Origin of the sequence: Paraburkholderia graminis, from assembly GCF_003330785.1 — a bacterium.
GTDB classification, from domain to species: Bacteria; Pseudomonadota; Gammaproteobacteria; order Burkholderiales; family Burkholderiaceae; genus Paraburkholderia; species Paraburkholderia graminis.
In genome coordinates, this window is the sequence record NZ_CP024934.1 from 3,267,769 (window position 1) to 3,286,594 (window position 18,826).

General features: G+C 62.6%; 16 protein-coding genes. 5 read left to right on the forward strand and 11 right to left on the reverse strand.

Annotated features, from left to right (window positions below; translation table 11 throughout):
* Positions 1 to 14 precede the first annotated feature (14 nt).
* Positions 15 to 1,265, forward strand: coding sequence for a kynureninase (kynU, locus tag CUJ91_RS14575; RefSeq protein WP_114156443.1), 1,251 nt, complete (start codon positions 15 to 17; stop codon positions 1,263 to 1,265).
* Between the two features lie 10 nt (positions 1,266 to 1,275).
* Entirely contained in the window at positions 1,276 to 2,220 is a 945-nt protein-coding gene (kynA, locus tag CUJ91_RS14580; protein WP_029968126.1) for a tryptophan 2,3-dioxygenase, read from the forward strand.
* Positions 2,221 to 2,317: 97 nt separating this feature from the next.
* Here kynA and CUJ91_RS14585 read toward each other — a convergent pair whose 3' ends face one another.
* From CUJ91_RS14585 to CUJ91_RS14615, 7 genes are all read right to left on the reverse strand, one after another.
* Positions 2,318 to 3,055: an SDR family oxidoreductase gene (locus tag CUJ91_RS14585; protein WP_029968131.1), complete on the reverse strand. Its 738-nt coding sequence runs from the start codon at positions 3,053 to 3,055 to the stop codon at positions 2,318 to 2,320.
* Positions 3,052 to 4,596, reverse strand: a complete 1,545-nt coding sequence (locus CUJ91_RS14590) for an FGGY-family carbohydrate kinase (protein WP_114156444.1) — start codon at positions 4,594 to 4,596, stop codon at positions 3,052 to 3,054. Before CUJ91_RS14590 ends, CUJ91_RS14585 begins: the two co-directional genes overlap by 4 nt.
* Before the next feature lie 45 nt (positions 4,597 to 4,641).
* Positions 4,642 to 5,739 carry an alcohol dehydrogenase catalytic domain-containing protein gene (locus tag CUJ91_RS14595; protein WP_029968132.1) on the reverse strand — a complete coding sequence of 366 codons (1,098 nt, stop codon included), beginning with the start codon at positions 5,737 to 5,739 and terminating at the stop codon, positions 4,642 to 4,644.
* Positions 5,740 to 5,782: 43 nt separating this feature from the next.
* Positions 5,783 to 6,790 (reverse strand): ABC transporter permease, encoded by a 1,008-nt coding sequence (locus CUJ91_RS14600; RefSeq protein ID WP_006050018.1) that lies wholly within the window; start codon positions 6,788 to 6,790, stop codon positions 5,783 to 5,785.
* Complete coding sequence (locus CUJ91_RS14605) at positions 6,777 to 8,297, reverse strand: sugar ABC transporter ATP-binding protein (protein ID WP_029968133.1); 1,521 nt, start codon at positions 8,295 to 8,297, stop codon at positions 6,777 to 6,779. Before CUJ91_RS14605 ends, CUJ91_RS14600 begins: the two co-directional genes overlap by 14 nt.
* A 71-nt stretch (positions 8,298 to 8,368) precedes the next feature.
* On the reverse strand, positions 8,369 to 9,316 hold the full coding sequence (locus CUJ91_RS14610) for an ABC transporter substrate-binding protein (RefSeq protein ID WP_029968134.1): 948 nt from the start codon (positions 9,314 to 9,316) through the stop codon (positions 8,369 to 8,371).
* A 122-nt stretch (positions 9,317 to 9,438) separates the two neighbouring features.
* The gene (locus tag CUJ91_RS14615) at positions 9,439 to 10,431 is read right to left on the reverse strand and encodes an AraC family transcriptional regulator (protein WP_006050015.1); all 993 of its coding nucleotides are present in this window, start codon (positions 10,429 to 10,431) and stop codon (positions 9,439 to 9,441) included.
* 386 nt (positions 10,432 to 10,817) lie between these two features.
* Here CUJ91_RS14615 and dalD point away from each other — a divergent pair, with 386 nt between their 5' ends.
* From dalD to CUJ91_RS14630, 3 genes are all read left to right on the forward strand, one after another.
* Positions 10,818 to 12,230 (forward strand): D-arabinitol 4-dehydrogenase, encoded by a 1,413-nt coding sequence (gene dalD / locus CUJ91_RS14620; RefSeq protein ID WP_114156445.1) that lies wholly within the window; start codon positions 10,818 to 10,820, stop codon positions 12,228 to 12,230.
* Between the two features lie 114 nt (positions 12,231 to 12,344).
* A complete protein-coding gene (xylB, locus tag CUJ91_RS14625) occupies positions 12,345 to 13,826 on the forward strand; it encodes a xylulokinase (protein ID WP_006050013.1) in 1,482 nt (493 codons plus the stop codon).
* Between the two features lie 123 nt (positions 13,827 to 13,949).
* Complete coding sequence (locus CUJ91_RS14630; protein ID WP_029968136.1) at positions 13,950 to 14,897, forward strand: sugar-binding transcriptional regulator; 948 nt, start codon at positions 13,950 to 13,952, stop codon at positions 14,895 to 14,897.
* Between the two features lie 33 nt (positions 14,898 to 14,930).
* On the opposite strand, the gene CUJ91_RS14635 is transcribed toward CUJ91_RS14630, so the two are convergent.
* The 4 genes from CUJ91_RS14635 to CUJ91_RS14650 form a co-directional block, all read right to left on the reverse strand.
* A complete protein-coding gene (locus CUJ91_RS14635; protein ID WP_029968138.1) occupies positions 14,931 to 16,040 on the reverse strand; it encodes an ABC transporter ATP-binding protein in 1,110 nt (369 codons plus the stop codon).
* A 61-nt stretch (positions 16,041 to 16,101) separates the two neighbouring features.
* Positions 16,102 to 16,803, reverse strand: coding sequence for an HAD family hydrolase (locus tag CUJ91_RS14640; RefSeq protein WP_029968140.1), 702 nt, complete (start codon positions 16,801 to 16,803; stop codon positions 16,102 to 16,104).
* A complete protein-coding gene (locus CUJ91_RS14645) occupies positions 16,800 to 17,675 on the reverse strand; it encodes a carbohydrate ABC transporter permease (protein ID WP_006050008.1) in 876 nt (291 codons plus the stop codon). Before CUJ91_RS14645 ends, CUJ91_RS14640 begins: the two co-directional genes overlap by 4 nt.
* Complete coding sequence (locus tag CUJ91_RS14650) at positions 17,672 to 18,607, reverse strand: carbohydrate ABC transporter permease (protein WP_006050007.1); 936 nt, start codon at positions 18,605 to 18,607, stop codon at positions 17,672 to 17,674. The genes CUJ91_RS14645 and CUJ91_RS14650 overlap by 4 nt, the downstream gene beginning before the upstream one ends.
* Positions 18,608 to 18,826 lie beyond the last annotated feature (219 nt).

Genomic DNA, 18,826 nt, shown 5'->3' on the forward strand with positions numbered 1-18,826 from the left:
CGAACGAGACCACCATGAATCATCGCGAAGAAGCCTTGGCGCTCGACAGCGCCGACCCGCTCGCGACACTGCGCGACCAGTTCGCGCTGTCGTCGACCACTATCTACCTCGACGGCAATTCGCTCGGCGTGCCGCCGGCCGCCGCCGCGCAACGCGCGCAAACCGTGATCGCCGCCGAATGGGGCGAGGGTTTGATCCGCAGCTGGAACGCGGCGGGCTGGTTCGCGCTGCCGCGTCGCTTGGGCAATAAACTCGCGCCGCTGATCGGCGCCGCCGAGGACGAAGTCGTCGTCACCGATACGATTTCGATCAACCTCTTCAAGGTGCTGTCCGCCGCACTGCGGCTCGCCGACGCGCGCGACCCCAAGCGGCGTGTGATCGTGTCCGAGCGTTCGAATTTTCCGTCCGACCTGTACATCGCGCAGGGCGTGATCGAGCAGCTCGACCGCGGCTATGAACTGCGTCTCGTCGACGACCCGTCGGATCTGCCCGAAGCAATCGGCGACGACACCGCGATCGCGATGATCACGCATGTGAACTACCGCACCGGCTACATGCACGACATGGCCGCGCTGACAAAGCTGATTCACGACAAGGGCGCGCTCGCGCTGTGGGACCTCGCGCATTCGGCGGGCGCGGTGCCGGTCGATCTGAACGGCGTCGGCGCCGACTACGCAGTCGGCTGCACCTACAAGTACCTGAACGGCGGTCCGGGCTCGCCCGCGTTCGTGTGGGTGCCGAAGCGCCATCAGAATAACTTTGCGCAGCCGCTGTCCGGCTGGTGGGGACATGCCGCGCCGTTCGAGATGAACCCGACGTATCGGCCGGATCAGGGCGTCGGCCGCTATTTGTGCGGCACGCAGCCGATGGTGTCGATGGCGCTCGTCGAATGCGGGCTCGACGTGTTTCTGCAGACTGACATGCAGGCGATTCGCCGCAAGTCGCTGGCGCTGACCGATCTCTTCATCGAACTCGTCGAAGCGCGTTGCAGCGAGTTTCCGCTGAAGCTCGTCACGCCGCGCGCGCACTCGCAGCGCGGCTCGCATGCGAGCTTCGAGCATCCGCATGGCTATGAGGTGATGCAGGCGTTGATCGCGCGTGGGGTGATCGGCGATTATCGCGAGCCGCATGTGCTGCGCTTCGGCTTTACGCCGCTTTATACGCGCTTCGTGGATGTATGGGACGCCGTCGAAACCTTGCGCGACGTGCTCGCGCGCGAGACCTGGCGCGCGCCGGAATTTGCCGCGCGCGGCGCCGTGACCTGAGGAGCGCACGATGAACGATCACATGCAAACGCCGGGCTTGCCCGAAGAAAAGCCCGCGCAAGGTTGCCCGTTCGGTCATGGGAGCGCTGCGTCCGCCGACGCTGCGACTACTACTACGAACGCTTCTTCAGCCGAGGATGGCTGGCACGACGCGCAGCTCGACTTCTCCGGCTCGATGAGTTACGGCGATTATCTGTCGCTCGGGACGGTGCTGAATGCGCAGCATCCGTTGTCGCCCGATCACAACGAGATGCTGTTCATCATTCAGCATCAGACCAGCGAATTGTGGATGAAGCTCGCGCTGTACGAGTTGCGCGCCGCGCTCGACGCCGTGCATCGCGACGAGTTGCCGCCGGCGTTCAAGATGCTCGCGCGCGTCTCGCGGATCATGGAGCAGCTCGTGCAGGCCTGGAGCGTGCTCGCGACAATGACGCCCTCCGAATACACGGCGATGCGGCCTTACCTGGGCAGCTCGTCGGGGTTTCAGTCTTATCAGTACCGGCAGATCGAGTTTCTGCTCGGCAACAAGAACGAGCAGATGCTCAAGCCGCATGCGCATCGTGCCGATGTGCTTGCGGAGGTGAAGGCGTCACTGGAAGCGCCGTCGTTCTACGACGAAGTGGTGAAGCTGCTTGCGCGTCGCGGCTTTGCGATTTCGCCGTCGCGGCTCGCGCGCGACTGGACACAGCCCACGGTTCACGATGCTTCCGTCGAAGCGGCCTGGCTCGAGGTGTATCGCAATCCTTCGCAGCATTGGGAGTTGTATGAGATGGCCGAGGAACTGGTCGATCTCGAGGACGCTTTCCGGCAGTGGCGGTTCCGGCACGTTACTACCGTCGAGAGGATTATCGGCTTCAAGCAGGGGACGGGCGGGACCAGTGGCGCGCCTTATCTGCGCAAGATGCTCGATGTGGTTTTGTTTCCTGAGCTTTGGCATGTCAGGACGGTGTTGTAGGGACGAGCTGCGGCGGGTTTTTGTCTAACCCGCTTCGCTCGTTAGTGACAAGACAGTCATGTCTCGAGCGGCGCCGCACGCGCCGCACCAGTAAATGTCACCGCGCCACAAATCCCCCATCAACCGCCAGCGAAACCCCACTCACCATAGAAGCCGCATCGCTCAACAAGAACGCCACCACCGAAGCCACTTCAACCGGCTCGGCAAACCTCCCAAGCGGAATAGCCTTAAGTGCAGGCTCGCGCTTGATAGGATCGCTCCACGCCTGCACAGCCATCGGCGTCAGCGTAACAGTCGGATTCACGCTATTCACACGAATCCCAAACGGCCCCAACTCGATGCACAAAGCCCGCGTGATCGCATCGAGCGCAGCCTTCGAAGCCGAATAGCTCAGGTGATCGTCAAGCGCGACAAGCGCCGCCTGGCTCGAAACGTTCACGATACTGCCGGCCCGCTTCGCGTCGATCATCCCTCGCGCCACATGCTTCGCCACCAGCGCCGCGCCGCGCGCGTTCACCGCCATCACACGATCGAAACTCGCGGCCGTTGTCTCCACCGCGCGCTCGAGCAACGCAATGCCCGCGCAATTCACCAGACCGTCGAAAGCACCGAGCGATAGAAACGCTTCGTTGATTGCGGCTTCGTCGCTGACGTCGAGCTTCAACGGCTCGCAGCCGGTTTCTTCGGCGAGACGCGCAAGCTCGTTCGCATTGCGCGCCGCCGCGACGACATCGGCACCGCTCGCGCACAACATCTCGACCGTCGCGCGCCCTATTCCACTCGATGCGCCCGTTACGAATATCGAGCGGCCGGAAAAATCGAAAGTAGCATTCATGATGTTTGCAAGCGATGCATGACCGGCTTCAATGCCGGATACAGGTCTTTATAGATGCCGAAGCGCTCTTCGTAACGCGCCATTCGCGCGGCGTCCGGTTGTGCGCGCTCGATCAGCGTGATCCAGCCGCCCTGCGCCGCCTCGCGCGAAATCAGCCCGACGCCGAGCGCGGCGAGCAACGCGGCGCCCATCGCCGCCTCCACTTCCTGCTCGATCGTATAGACCGGATAGCCGGTGATGTCGGCGATGATCTGCATCCACAAGTCCGAATGCGCGGCGCCGCCGACCACGATCAGCTTGTCCTCCAACGACTGCGCTCCCTGGCGTCCGGCCTCGATGTTGTGCTTCAACGCAAACGACACGCCCTCGAGCACCGCGCGATACAAGTGCGCCCGCGTATGAAAAAGGCTCAGGCCGACGAACGCGCCGCTCGCCTTGGCGTCCCACACGGGGCTGCGTTCGCCCATCAGATAAGGCAAAAACATCACGCCATCCGATCCCGCCGGCACTTTCGACGCATTGTCTTCGAGCAGACGATGCGGATCGCCATGCGGCGTCGCGCGCGCGGCTTCCATTTCGGCATGACAGAACTGATCGCGATACCACGTCACCGACGCGCCCGCGGTAATCGCGCCGCCGAACACATAGATGTCGCGCTGCCCGTTGAAAACGTGAGGCATGCTGATCAATCCGTGGCGCGCATCGACCGTCTGATTGATGTAGCCCCAGCACATGCTCGTGCCGATCATCGCGACATGTTGACCGGCGCGGCTCACGCCCGCGGCGAACGTCGCGACCGCGGCGTCCACGCCGCCCGCCACGATCGACGTGCCTGCCGCGAGTCCGAGCTGTCCGGTCCATTGCGACAGCAACCCGCCGACGACTTCCGACGAATCGACGAGCCGCTCCGGCATCATCGTCGCGGGAATGCCGAGCATGTCGAGCGCCTCGTCGGACCAGTCGCGCTGCGCAATATCGTAGATGCCGCCGATGTTGCCCGCCGAGCTGTGGTCGACCGCGACTTCGCCCGTCAGCATGTAGATCACATACGCGTTCGGCGGCAGGAAGTAACGCGTTTGCGCCCATACGTCGGGCTCGTGATCGCGCAGCCACAGCATCTTCGTGTAGCCGTAGTAGCTGTCCACGCCATTGCCGGTGATCGCGTACAGCCGCTCGAGGTCGACGTTGCGGCGCACCCATTCGACCTGATCGGTTGCGCGCCGGTCCATCCATATCAGACACGGATAAAGCGGCCGCATCTCGCTATCGGCGGGAATGCCCGAGCCGCCATACAGGCTGCTCACGCACACGGCCTTGATGGAATCCGCCGCGACGCCCGCCTGTTTCGCCTTCTGCACGCACGCGGCAATGCATTCGGTGACCGCCTTGAACCACACCGCCGGCCATTGCTCGGCCCATAACGGCTTCGGCGTATCCGGCTGATAGCTCGACGCGTGTTGCGCAACGATAGCGCCGTGCCGATCGACCAGCAGCGCCTTGGTGCTCTGCGTGCCGATGTCGACGCCGATGACGTATTCCATACAGTCTCCGTTGTTGTAGCGCTGCGCTTCAGTAGATGCCGGCGCTTACGCGCGCGGCTTCATCAGCACCTTGATCGAATCCAGCGAATCGGCGACCTTGATCGCCTCGTCCCATTCTTCCAGAGAAAAGCCGTGTGTGACGATGCCTTTCGACGTCACGAGTCCGCGCGCGAGCAGATCGATTGCAATCGGATAGCAATACGGTCCGAGGTGCGCGCCGCGTACATCGAGTTCCTTGCGGTCGCCGATCACCGACCAGTCGAGTGTCGTATCCGCGCCGAACACGGAGAACTCGACGAAGCGCCCGAGCTTGCGGATCAGATCCATGCCCTGATTGACGCCGACCGGCGCGCCGGTCGTTTCAATATAGACGTCGCAGCCGTAGCCGTCAGTGAGCGAATGGATGATCGCGAGCGCGTCGTCCTGTTTCGGGTTGATCGTCACGTCCGCGCCATACTCGCGCGCGAGTGCGAGACGCTCTTCCACCAGATCGATCACGACGAGTTTCTTCGGCGTTTTCAGATGCGCGACTTGCGTCATCATCAAACCGAGCGGACCTGCGCCTGCAATCACGACCACGTCATCCAACTGCACATCCCCGCGATTGACCGTGTGAATCGCGCACGCCAGCGGTTCGATGATAGCGGCGTCTTCGAGTGAAATGCCGTCCGGAATCTTATGGACGATGGCGGTCGGCGGAATACGCATGTACTCGGCCATGCCGCCGTCGGCGACTTCGCGCTGAAAGCCGAAGATGTTGTGCACTTCGCACATCCAGTACTGGCCGGATTTGCAATAACGGCACTTGCCGCAAGGCACGATCTGCTCGGCGATCACGCGGTCGCCGACCTTCACGCCGAAATGTTCTGCCGCGCCTTCGCCGAGTTCCTGCACGAAGCCGAAGAACTCGTGCCCCGGAATCACCGGCGCTTTAACCCACGGACTCGGCCCGCCCCAGAACATCTTCGCGCCCGAATGGCATTTGCAATCGCTCGCGCAGATCCCGCATGCGGCGATGCGGATCACCAGTTCATGCGCTCGCGCGCGCGGCTTCGCTACCTGTTCGACGCGATAGTCTTTCGGTGCGTGGCAGACAATCGCCGTCATGTCCTGCTTGTCGGATGGAGTGAATTCATTCGTCATTGCATGATCCTGCCGGAAGTGAAAATCAATGGAGAAGAAAGCGTTACTTTCTGCGGTCACGGCTGATGTAAATCGCGAGCAGAATAATTCCGCCTTTGATCACGTTCTGCACATACGGATTCACGCCGACCATGTTGAGTCCGTTGTTCAGCACACCGAGCAGCAGCGCGCCGATCAACGTGCCGATAATCGAACCGCGTCCGCCGGAGATCGACGTGCCGCCCATCACGACGGCCGCGATGGCGTCGAGTTCGAAGCCCACGCCCGCATTCGGCTGGCCGCTCATCAAACGCGCGGTCAACACGATGGCGGCAAACGAAGACGTCAACCCTGCAATCGTGTAGACGATCAGTTTCACGCGCGCTACGCGCACGCCGGACAGACGCGTCGCCTGTTCATTGCCGCCAATCGCATACACGTAGCGGCCAAACGGCATGCGTTCGAGCAGCACCCACGCGATCACATAGATCACCGCCATGATCACGACGGGCGCCTGAATGCCGAGAATCTTGCCGCTGCCGAAGAAGCTGACCCACTCGGGCAAGCCGTCGATCGGATAGCCGCCCGTATAGATGAGTGCGAGGCCGCGCGCGATGCCCATCGTCGCGAGCGTGACGATGATCGGCGGCATGCCGGCGAACGCGACGAAGAAACCATTGGCCGCGCCGAAGCCGAGACCCACCGCAACGCCAACCGCCAACGCGGCAACTGCGTTCATGCCGGCCACCATCAGTCCCGCGGCGAGCGTGCCCGAAAGCGCCATCACCGAGCCGACCGACAGATCGATGCCCCCCGTGAGAATCACGCACGTCATACCGACCGCGATGATCGCGTTGATCGACACCTGGCGCAGCACGTTCTCGATGTTCGCGCCGGAGAGAAAGCTGTCGCTCGCGAACACCATCACGATGCAAACCACGAGCAAACCGACGAACGGATAGAAGAGCGTCGAGCGCTTCAACGCGGCCCAGGTGAAGCGCACGGGTGCGCCGGGCGTATTGCCGCTGACGCTCGACGTTTTCGGCGGCGAAGAAGGATTAGGCGTGTTCATGCAGGGCTCCACGAGTGCCGGCGGTTGCATAGGTCATCACGGCGTTCGAGTCGATCTGATCGCCTTCGAGCAGCGCTTCGATGCGGCCTTGCCGGAACACGGCGACGCGGTCGCACATGCCCACGATCTCCGGCAGTTCCGACGAAATCATGATGATCGAATAGCCGCGCGCGGTGAGTTCGCGCATCAGCAGATAGATCTCCGCCTTCGCGCCGACGTCGATACCGCGCGTCGGTTCGTCGAAGATGAGGATGTTGGTGTGATGGTTCAGCCAGCGCGCGATCACGACTTTCTGCTGGTTGCCGCCCGACAGCGTGGCGACTTCCGTATGCATGGTCGGTGCTTTCACGCCGACGCGTTTCATGATGTCGGCGGTGGCGCGCGCTTCGCTGCGCTGATCGATAAAAAATCGCAGCGAGCGATACTTGCCGAGGTTATTGATCGAGATGTTCTGCTTGATCGAGAAGTCCGTAATCAGCCCTTCCGTCTTGCGGCTTTCAGGAAGAATGCCGACGCCCGCGCGCAACGCGTCGGCCGGGTCCGACAGTTTCGCGGCCTCGCCGTTGATGCGAATCTCCTTCGCATACGCCGCGTCCGCGCCGATCACGGCGAGCGCGGTCTCGGTGCGGCCAGAACCGACCAGTCCCGCGAAACCGAGAATCTCGCCTTCGCGCAGCGTGAATTGCAGCACCGGGCTGTCTTTATGCAACTGCAGCTTCTGTACGTCCAGCACGATCTTCGCGTCGGAGCGCAGCGGCGGCTTCGGCGGAAAACTGCTTTCGATGCGGCGTCCCACCATCATTTCGACAAGCCGGCTCACGTCGGACTGCGCGACATCGGTCATGCCGACATACTGACCGTCGCGCAGCACGGTAATGCGGTCGCAGACCTCGAAGATTTCCTCCAGGTGATGCGAGATGAAAATCATCGCGACGCCCTGCTTTTTCAGGTCGCGCATGATGGCAAAGAGATGCTCTGCTTCGGCGGGCGTGAGCGTCGCGGTCGGTTCGTCGAGAATCAGAATGCGCGCTTCGAGCGACAACGCCTTGCCGATCTCGACGAACTGCTGCTGCGCAACCGACAGTTCACGAATCGGCACGGACAGATCAATCGACACGCCGAGCCGCGCGAATATATCGGCCGCCGCGCGCCGCATCTTGCCGCGTTCGAGCAGGCCCAGGCCGTTCTTCATTTCGCGGCCGAGAAAGATGTTCTCCACTGCATTCAAGTACGGAATCAGGCTGAATTCCTGAAACACGATGCCGACGCCCGCAGCGACCGCGTCGTGATAATTTGCAAAGTGCCGCGGCTCGCCGTCGATCGTGATCGTGCCTTCGTCCGGCTGATAAATGCCGCACAGAATCTTCATCAGCGTCGACTTGCCCGCGCCGTTTTCGCCGAGCAGCGCGTGGATTTCGCCGCGCGCTATCTCGAGGTGAATGCCTTGCAGCGCCTTCACGCCCGGAAAACTTTTGCTGATGTTCTCGAGTTTCAATATCGTGTCCATCGGGTGCTCCATCACTGCCCGCCGCCGTGTTCGCATCGACCACCGCAAACACAGCGCGGCGGGCATTGGGCTTACCAGCTAAAACCCTTCGCGTTGCTCTTGTCGATCATCTTCACGTCGACGGGAATCGCTTTCGGTACATTGGCGCCCCACTTCTTCGCGTAGGCGATGCCGAGTGCAATGCGCACCTGGTCGGCAGGAAACTGCGCTGACGTCTCGATGAATTTCGAATTCGGCTTTTGAATCGCGGCAATCGCTTCGGGCGCGCCGTCGACGCTCGTCAGCTTGATGTCCTTACCCGATGACTCAATTGCGGAGAGCGCGCCCATCGATCCACCGTCGTTCACGCTGAAGATGCCCTTCAGGTTCGGGTGCGCCTGAATCATGTTCTCGGTGACGGACAGTGCGGTCGCGCGTTCCTGCTTGCCGTTCTGCGTATCCACGAGCTTGACGCCCGGCGCCTTCGCAAGCGCCGCCTTGCAGCCGCGCACGCGTTCGAGAATCGGCACGACCGGAATGCCGTCGAGAATCGCCACTTCGCCGCTGCCGCCAATCGACTTGGCGAGGTACTCGCAAGCTATCTGTCCCGCGTCGAAGTTCTTCGAGCCGACGAACGAATCGACGGGACCGTTCGCGTTCGCGTCCACTGCGACCACCACCACGCCCGCTTTTTTCGCCGACGTCACCGCCGATTGAATGCCCGTCGAATCGGTCGGATTCACGAGCAGAATGTCGATCTTCTTCTGCAGCATGTCTTCGACGTCGCTCACCTGTTTGCTCACGTCGTGATGAGCGTCGGTGACGACTACCGTTGCACCGGTCGACGCAGCGGCGTCGTTCAACGCCTTCTGCATGGTCACGAAATACGGATTGTTCAGTTCCTGAAACGTCATGCCGATCTTCAGCGGTGCGGCCTGCGCGGCAGGCGCGGCGATCAGCGCGAGGCCGAATGCAAGGCTCGCGAATGTCTTCAACGATGCCTGTTTGATGATGGATTGCGTCACGAGGGTTTGCGTCATGGTTGTCTCCGTTTTTGAAGTGAGCACGTCCGTCACGCTGTCGGCGGACAGCGCGATACGTGTTGAAACGCGGGTGAAACAAAGCGCCTTGCTGAAAAGCCCGGCGGTGAAATACGCAGAGGCTACGTCGGTGGATAGGTTGACGGATAAGCAGCGGCGGCAGGACGCGGCAAGCCTGGCGCGAGCACGATGGCGGGCGCGTCGTCGACGCCCCTTCCGCGCGCGGCCGCTTCTTCCGAAGCATCGCGGCTCGCGTCGTTCAATTGCTGATAGCGGCGAAACTTCGAAGGCGCCATGCCCTTCACCGCGAGAAACTGCCGGTTGAAATTCGACAGGTTATTAAAGCCAGCCTTGAAGCAGATGTCGGTCACGCTCAGTTCGCTATCGGTCAGCAACTGGCACGCGAGATTGATGCGCATGCGGTTCACGTACTGCACGAACGGCAGGCCCGTATGGCGGCGGAAATAACGCGAAAACGCACTGACACTTTGGCCGGCCAGTTGCGCGAGATCCGATTCGCGCAAATCGTTCGCGAGGTTCTTGCCGATATACGAAAGCACATGGTTGATGCGCGTCGACGCGAAGCCCGTCGGATCGGCCTGATACGCGGGACTCGCGAGCGTCTCGCGGTCTTCGGCGCTCATAAGGATTTCGAGCATCGACATGAAGAGCACGAGGCGGCGCAATCCCCGCGCGCCCAATAGTTCGAGAAAAAGCGGCTGAATCGCCGCACTTGTGCGCGCGCCGAACGACACGCCGCGGCGCGAGTCCGCAAGGAGCGCCTCCACCTGACGCCACTCGGGAAAACTCTCAAGACAACTCGACACGAACTCCTGGCCGAACTGCACGACGAGATTGCGCTGCGCGATGTTCTCGCCTTCGGGCACATCGCTCACCCAGTTATGCGGCAGGTTCGGACCCATCAACACGAGATTGCCCGGCGCGAAGCTGCTGATGTGATCGCCGACGAACATCTTGCCGGTCGTCGCCACGATCAGATGAATCTCGTACTCGGGATGAAAGTGCCAGCGTACCGTGCGATACGGATAGCCGTGCGACCACACTTTGAACGACTCGTCGCGGCGTACGGCCACGATCTCCAGATCGGGTTGCACTGTCTGCCTCCATGGAGCGGCTCAAGGGAGATGCCGCTCGTCTTCGTCTTGTATAGCGAAAAGTAGTCTTGAAACGCGCGCGCCACCACTAAAAATGAAACCGCGTACCGATACTTTTTTGCATTCGGGTAAGTCCCGACGCGCGCAAGGTCAAGAATGATGCAATGCAAAAGAGCCGATGAAGCGCGCCACGAAGCATGTATCGACGCGATTCGTGATGCGTTGCAGCCGTGCCCCGCCGCGCCGCGCCACGAAAACATCCTGTGGCCGCCTTGACTTTCGTTTCAGCGGGTACGATCATTCGCTCACATACAGAGCAAATGCTCTAACGACCAATAAATGCGCGCGACAAGCCGCGCAACAGCCCAGACAGATGGAGACGCACAATGAGCAGCGGGCAAGGCAGCGGCGACGCCGCACAGGTGATCCTGCATATCGGCGCGGGGTCGTTTCATCGCGCGCATCAGGCGTGGTATCTCCACCGATTGAACGAAGCGAAGCTGCCGGGCGAACCGCACTGGTCGCTCACCGTCGGCAATATTCGCAGCGACATGAATGCGGTGCTCGAAGCACTGGCCGCGCAAGACGGCGTCTATACGCTCGAGACCGTCACGCCGCAAGGCGAGCGCGCTTACGAGACGATCCGCTCGATCGAGCGCGTGCTGCCGTGGACGCAAAGCCTCGACACGCTGATCGAAGCCGGCGCCGATCCCGCGTGCAAGATCATTGCGTTCACCGTCACCGAAGGCGGTTATTACCTCGACGAACACGACCAGCTCGACACCGCGAATCCCGATCTCGCAACCGATCTCAAAGGTGGACACACGACCATCTACGGCGCGCTGGCCGCCATTCTCGACGCGCGCATGAAAGCCGGCGCGGGCCCCGTCACGCTGCAAACGTGCGACAACCTGCGCCGCAACGGCGAGCGTTTCCATGCGGGCATGAGCGCGTTTCTGGAGCTGCGCGGCGCGGACGAACTCGCGCAGTGGTTCGACGACAACACCGCGTGCCCGAGTTCGATGGTCGACCGTATCACGCCGCGCCCGACGCCGGACGTGCGCGAACGCGTAAAGGCCGCAACCGGTGTCGACGACGCGTGCCCGGTGATGGGCGAAGCGTTTATCCAATGGGTGATCGAGGAGCACTTCATCGCCGGGCGTCCCGCGTGGGAGAAAGTCGGCGCGGAACTGGTCGACTCGGTGCTGCCCTATGAAGAAGCGAAGATCCGCATTCTCAACGCGACGCATAGCTGTATTGCGTGGGCGGGCACGTTGGTCGGTCTCGACTACATTCACGAAGGCACGCACGACGCGGACATCCGCCAGTTCGCATTCGATTACGTGACGCAGGATGTGATCCCCTGTCTCTCGCCGAGTCCGCTCGATCTCGAACGCTATCGCGATGTCGTGCTCGAGCGCTTCGGCAATCCTTATATCCAGGACACGAACCAGCGCGTCGCGGCGGACGGCTTCTCCAAACTGCCTGGCTTCATCGCGCCGACGCTCGCCGAATGTTTCGAGCGAGGCGTCACGCCCGCGGCCACCGCGATGCTGCCCGCGCTGTTCTTCCGCTTCCTCGAACGCTGGCAGACGGGCACGCTGCCCTACACGTATCAGGACGGCGTGATGGACGAGCGCGTCGCGCGCGGCTTCTTCGCGGCGCCCGATCCGTTGCAGGCGTTCGCCGCCGACCGTCTGCTGTGGGGCAGCATGGCCGCGGCGCAGGAGCTCGAATCGGCGCTGGCCGGCGCGCTCGCGCGCGTCGACGTGTGGCTCGCAAAACGCGGTCAGGCGTAAGCCACGCCGCAAACACACCAGCCGGATTCGCGCGGTGCCAGGCTTAATGCGCATGGCACCGCGCGCGGCGTGCGGCTAAAGTAGCGCATCTCCAACGACGAAGGTTTCGCGCCCATGTATCTCGGCATCGACCTCGGCACGTCCGAAGTGAAAGTCCTGCTGCTCGCGTCGACGGGACGCGTGATCGGCACCGCCGGCTCGCCATTCACCGTTTCGCGCCCGCATCAGCGCTGGGCCGAGCAGAATCCCGAAGACTGGTGGACGGGCACGCAAAGCGCGCTCGCCGCACTGCGCGCGAAGCATCCCGACGAGTTCGCGCAGATTCGCGGCATCGGCCTGTCCGGGCAGATGCACGGCGCGGTGCTGCTCGACGCGGAGAACCGCGTGCTGCGGCCCGCGATCCTGTGGAACGACATGCGCAGCGACAAGGAGTGCGCCGAGCTCACGGAGCGCGCGCCCGATTTGCATAGCGTGGCCGGCAATCTTGCGATGCCAGGGTTCACCGCGCCGAAGCTGCTGTGGGTCGCGCGTCACGAGCCCGACATCTTTGCGCGCACCGCCTGCGTGCTGCTGCCGAAAGACTACTTGCGTCTGCAACTGACCGGCGGCAAGGTGTCCGATCCATCGGATGCGGCCGGCACGTTGTGGCTCGATGTCGCGAAACGCGACTGGTCCGATTCGCTGCTCGCCGCCTGTAACATGACGCGCGCGCAGATGCCGGCGCTCGCCGAAGGCAGCGCGCCGTCCGGCACATTGCTGCCCGAGGTCGCGCGGGAACTGGGCTTGAGCGATGGCGTGATCGTCGCGGCCGGCGGCGGCGACAATGCGACGAGCGCCATCGGCATCGGCGCGACGCAGCCGGGCGACGGCTTCGTGTCGCTCGGCACGTCGGGCGTGTTGTGCGTGGTGGGCGACAGCTTCCGGCCGAATCCCGCGTCCGCTGTCCACGCGTTCTGCCACGCGATTCCCGACCGCTGGCATCAGATGAGCGTGGTGCTATCCGCGGCGAGCTGTCTGCGCTGGGTCTGCAAGCTCACCTCGACCGACGAACCCACGCTGCTCGCCGAAATCGAAGCGCTGCCAGCGGATGCGCTCAACACCGCGCCGCTCTTCTTGCCGTATCTGTCGGGCGAACGCACGCCGCACAACGACCCCTACGCGCAGGGCGTTTTCTTCGGCATGAATCACGCGACGGATCGCGCGTTGCTCGGCTACGCGGTGCTCGAAGGTGTGACGCTCGCGCTCACCGACGGCCTCGACGCACTGCGCGCGGCCGGCACCGAAGCGAAAGCGTTCTCGCTGTTAGGCGGCGGCGCGCGCAGCGACTACTGGGCGCAACTGCTCGCCGACGCGCTCGACACCGCGACGCGCAAGCACGGCGGCGGCGAGACAGGCGCGGCGCTCGGCGCTGCGCGCCTCGGCTGGCTCGCAGCGGGCGGCGATCCGGCGATCGTGCTCGCCAAACCGCCGATCGAAAAAGAGTTCACGCCGAACGCGCGCCGTCATGCCGAATTGCGCGCGCGGCTCGACGCTTATCGTGCGCTGTACCGTCATGTGCGGCCGCTTTTTGACTCCGCTCGCGAGCGGCTCATCTAGGCGCTCATCCAGGCGCATAGCAACGCAGCGCAAACCGCAGCCGGCCGTGCCGCCACGCATCGTGATGCATCGGCATGCATGAACCGGCTGCTATCATCGGCGCCCTTCAAGCGGATCGTCACCGTGCCCAAGTCCACAGAAAAATTAGACCTTGCTACTCGCGCCGCGTGGCTTTACTACGTCGCGGGCAATACGCAGAACGAGATCGCCGAGAAGCTCCAGGTGTCGCGCCCGGTTGCGCAGCGGCTCGTCGCGTTCGCGGTGGAAAAGAACCTGATCCGCGTGCGTGTCGATCATCAACTGGCGGACTGCCTGTCGCTTGCCGATCAGTTGTCCAAACGCTATGGCCTGTCGATGTGCGAAGTCGTGCCCATCGACAGCGACACGCCCGAGGAAGTCGACCGCAAACTCGCGGTAGCCGGCGCGCAGGTGATGGAGCGTTACCTCACGGAAGAAAAGCCGATGGTGGTCGCCGTCAGCAGCGGCCGGACGCTCAAAGCCGCGGTCGATCAGATCGCGCAGCTAGACCGTCCGCAGCATCGGTTGGTATCGATGGTAGGAGCGATCGCCCAGGACGGCTCCTCGAACCGCTATGACGTCGCGCTGCACATTTCGGAGAAGACGGGCGGCAAGCACTTCCTGCTGCCCGCGCCGTTGATCGCCGATAGCGAGGCCGAACGTGCGCAGTGGTGCAATCACCGGCTGTATCGGATCGTCGAATCGTTGTCGGCCGAGGCGGATGTCGCGTTCGTGGGCATCGGCAATATCGGGCCGAAATGCCCGCTGCACGAAGACGGCTTTATTACATCGGCGGAAGTAAAAGAGCTGGTGCAAGGCGGTGCGGTGGCGGAAATGCTCGGACTGCCAATTAATGCCGCCGGCGCGCGTGTCGAGTCGCCCACAGGCCGGCGCGTGACCAGCATTTCAATCGACTCGCCGCCGCAGCGGCCCACCATTGGCTTCGCGGGCGGCAAGCGCAAGCGCGAGGCGCTGATCGCCGTGCTCAAGGGCGGCTGGCTGTCAGGACTCGTCACCGATGAGCTGTGCGCGCGAGCCGCGCTGGAGGCGTGAAGCGGCGCACGCCCCTCTTCTAGCGCGTAGAACTCAGGCCGCCAGCACTTCGACGATCTTGCGCTGGAACGCCTTACCGTCGCTATCGAACAGATGACAATGCTCGGGCGTCGCGCCGAGCTTCTGCGTCTCGCCCTTCGCATGACGTTCGAGCGGCGGAATGCGCGCGATCAAACCATCCGGCGCCACGCTCGACTCCGCATACAGATACGCGGCGTCGCCGAGCGATTCGACGGCCATCGTGCGGGCCGACACGCCGTCATCCGTCATGCCGACATGCAGATGCTCGGGACGAATGCCGACCGTCACCTTGTCGCCCTGCTTTACCGAAGCCGGTTCAACAGCGACGCGCTGCGTCTCGCCGGTTTCGTAGCGCACCGTCACGCCGTCGTGCGTGACCGACTGCACCACGCCTTCCATGAAATTCATTTTCGGCGAACCGATAAAGCCCGCGACAAAACGATTGGCCGGCGCGTGATACAGCATTGTCGGACTGCCCACCTGTTCGAGATTGCCCGCCGACAACACGACGATCTTGTCCGCAAGCGTCATCGCTTCGACCTGATCGTGCGTCACGTAGATCATCGTGGTCTTCAGTTCGTCATGCAGACGCGCGAATTCGAGGCGCATTTTCACGCGCAAAGCGGCGTCGAGATTCGACAGCGGTTCGTCGAACAGAAAGACCTTCGGCTTGCGCGTGATCGCGCGGCCAATCGCGACGCGCTGACGCTGGCCGCCCGAAAGCTGCTTCGGCTTGCGATCGAGCAGATGATCGATATGCAGAATCTTCGCCGCATTGCGCACGGCCGCGTCGATCTCAGGCTTCTTCGTGCCCGCGAGTTTCAGGCCGAACGCCATGTTGTCGTACAGCGTCATGTGCGGATACAGCGCGTACGACTGAAACACCATCGCGATGCCGCGCTTTGCGGGCGGCACATCGTTCATGCGTGTCCCGTCGATGGTGAGATCGCCGGCGCTGATGTCTTCGAGGCCGGCGATCATCCGCATCAGGGTCGATTTACCGCAGCCGCTCGGGCCGACGAACACGACGAACTCGCCGTCCGCGATGTCGAGGTTGATGTCGCGCATCACCTCGGTGTCGTCGTAAGCCTTCCGGATATTGCGCAGAGTTACGCTTGCCATGATGTGTCTCCGTGTAATGCTTGCGTGTTGCTTGTGTGGTGCTATTGCATTGCTTGTGCGTTCAAGGCGCCGCGGCCGTTGCGCTCAGCGTCCATTGCGCGACGAGTTCCGGCAACTGCTGCATGTCGTCGAATACGTGACGCGCGCCGGCTTTATGCAGCTTGTCGATCTGCGCATCGCTTGCATGGCCGCCGCCGATAAAGCCAAGCACCGTCATGCCCGCCGCGCTTGCGGCCGTGACGCCGGTTACGCTGTCTTCCACCACGAGGCACGCCGACGGCGCGAGCCGCAAACCCTGCGCCGCCGCGAGATAAACGTCGGGCGCGGGCTTCGGATTGGCGACGCTGTCGGCGCAAAAGAGGCGATCGCCGAAGAACCGCACGAGGCCCGTGCGAGCCAGAACCGTCTCCACATAAGGCCGAAAACTGTTGCTCGCGCAGCCCTTCACGAGCGGCACTTGCGCGAGCGCCTGCTCGATGCCTTCCACTGCCGGCGCCTGCATCGCGGCGGCTTCGACAGAACGGCGAATCGCGTCGATGTCGTCGAGGCCGAGGCTCTTGCCGAGCTGCATCGCCGTGCCCGTCAGCACGCTTTCGATGCGTAGACCGAGCAGCGGCAGCACGACCGGTTCGACATTCGCGCCGGGCCAGCGCGCCTCGAGTTCCTGCACGAGCATGCGCGCGGCCACCGCTTCGCTGTCGATCAACACACCGTCGCAATCGCAGATCAGCGCGAGATTTGCTGCACGCGTGTCTGCCGTCATTTGACCGCCCCGAACGTGAGGCCGCGCACGAGCTGCTTCTGCGACAACCAGCCGACGATCAGAATCGGCGCCACGGCAAGCAGCGAAGCCGCGGACAGCTTGGCCCAGAAGAGCCCTTCCGGACTCGAATACGATGCGATGAACACAGTCAGCGGCGCAGCATTGGAACTGGACAGATTGATGCTCCAGAATGCTTCGTTCCACGAAAGAATCACGAGCAGCAGCGCGGTGGAAGCAAGCCCCGGCAGCGCCATCGGCATCAGCAGATAGACGATTTCCTGCCACGTCGCCGCGCCGTCGATGCGTCCTGCCTCGAGAATATCGCGCGGAATTTCAGCAAAGTACGTGAACGACATCCACACCGCGATCGGCAGATTGATCAGCGTATAGACGATCACGAGACCCGACACGGTATCGAGCAGGCCGCTGTTTTTCCACAGCAGATAGATCGGCACGAGCACGCCGACGGACGGCATCATCTTCGTCGACAGCATCCACAGCAGAACTTTTTGCGTGCGGCGCGTCGGGAAAAAGGCCATCGCATACGCGGCGGGCACGGCCAGAATCAGGCACAGCACGGTGACGCCGACCGAGATCAGAATCGAATTCCACGCGAACGAAAAGTAGTTGCTGCGCGCAAACACTTCACGAAAGCTGTCGAACGTCGGCGTGAAAAATAGCGACGACGAATACGCCTGCTGCTCGGTCTTGAATGCGGTGATCGTCATCCAGAAGATCGGGAAAAACAGCAGCAATGCGACGAGCCAGGCGAGCACGCCGGGAATCGCGCGGCGGATCGTATCGAACGGCGACTTCGCATGCACGGTGACGGGCGCCGTGGTCGACGCCGGAGTAGAGGCAACGTGGCTCATTTTTCGTACTCCCCTTTGAGGTTCTTCGCGAGCATGCGCACGAGGAAGAACGACACGATGTTGGCCAGCACGACAGCGAGAATGCCGCCCGCCGATGCGAGACCGACGTCGAACTGTTGCAGGCCGAGCGAATAGATCAGGTACGACAGATTAGTGGTCGCGGTGCCCGGACCGCCGCCCGTCGTTGTATAGATTTCCGCGAAGATCGACAGCAGGAAAATCGTCTCCATCATCACGACCACGGCAATCGCGCGTTTCAGATGCGGCAGCGTGATATAGAAGAACATCGCGAACGGCCCCGCGCCGTCAATGCGCGCCGCTTCTTTCTGCTCCTGATCGAGCGACTGGATCGCCGTGAACAGAATCAGAAACGCGAACGGCAGCCATTGCCACGCGACGATCATGATGACCGCGGTCAACGGATATTCGGCGAACCAGTCGATCGGTTGCAGGCCGATTGCGCGCATGCCGCTCGCAATCAGGCCATACACCGGATGCAGGATCATGTTCTTCCAGATCAGCGCGCTCACCGTCGGCATCACGAAGAACGGCGCGATGGCGAGCAGCCGCGCAACGCCCTGGCCGTAGAACTTGCGATCGAACAGAATCGCCATCAGCACGCCACCCACCACCGTGATCACCAGCACCGCCACGATCAATTGCAGCGTATGACCAATCGACGGACCGAACGACGGGTCACTGGCAAGATACTGATAATTGTCGAAGCCGGCGAAACCCTTCAAGTCCGGGTTCAGCAGGTTGTAGCGCGAGAACGAAAACCAGATCGTCATCGCGAGCGGAATCGTCATCCACAGCAACAGCACCGCGACCGACGGCGACACGAGCCAGCGCGCCGAGTTGGCTTTGCGGACTTCGCGTTCTTTTTCTGTCTGAGGATGGGCATGCATGAGAGGCAGGCGCAGAGGACGCATGATTGACCACCTGTTCGGTAATGCGCGGGCGGCACGAGCCGCATGAATCGCCATGTCGCTTTTGATGCGAGGACAAAACGGCGTGACGGCTTAGTGCGGCCGTGACGGCCCGCTGTACTGCGTGAGCCGGCTGACGGGCGTCAGCCGGCGCGTGCCACAGGGCTTGTTTCCGTGCTTCGGTTCCGTGCTTCGGTTCCGTGCTTCGGTTCCGTGCTTCGG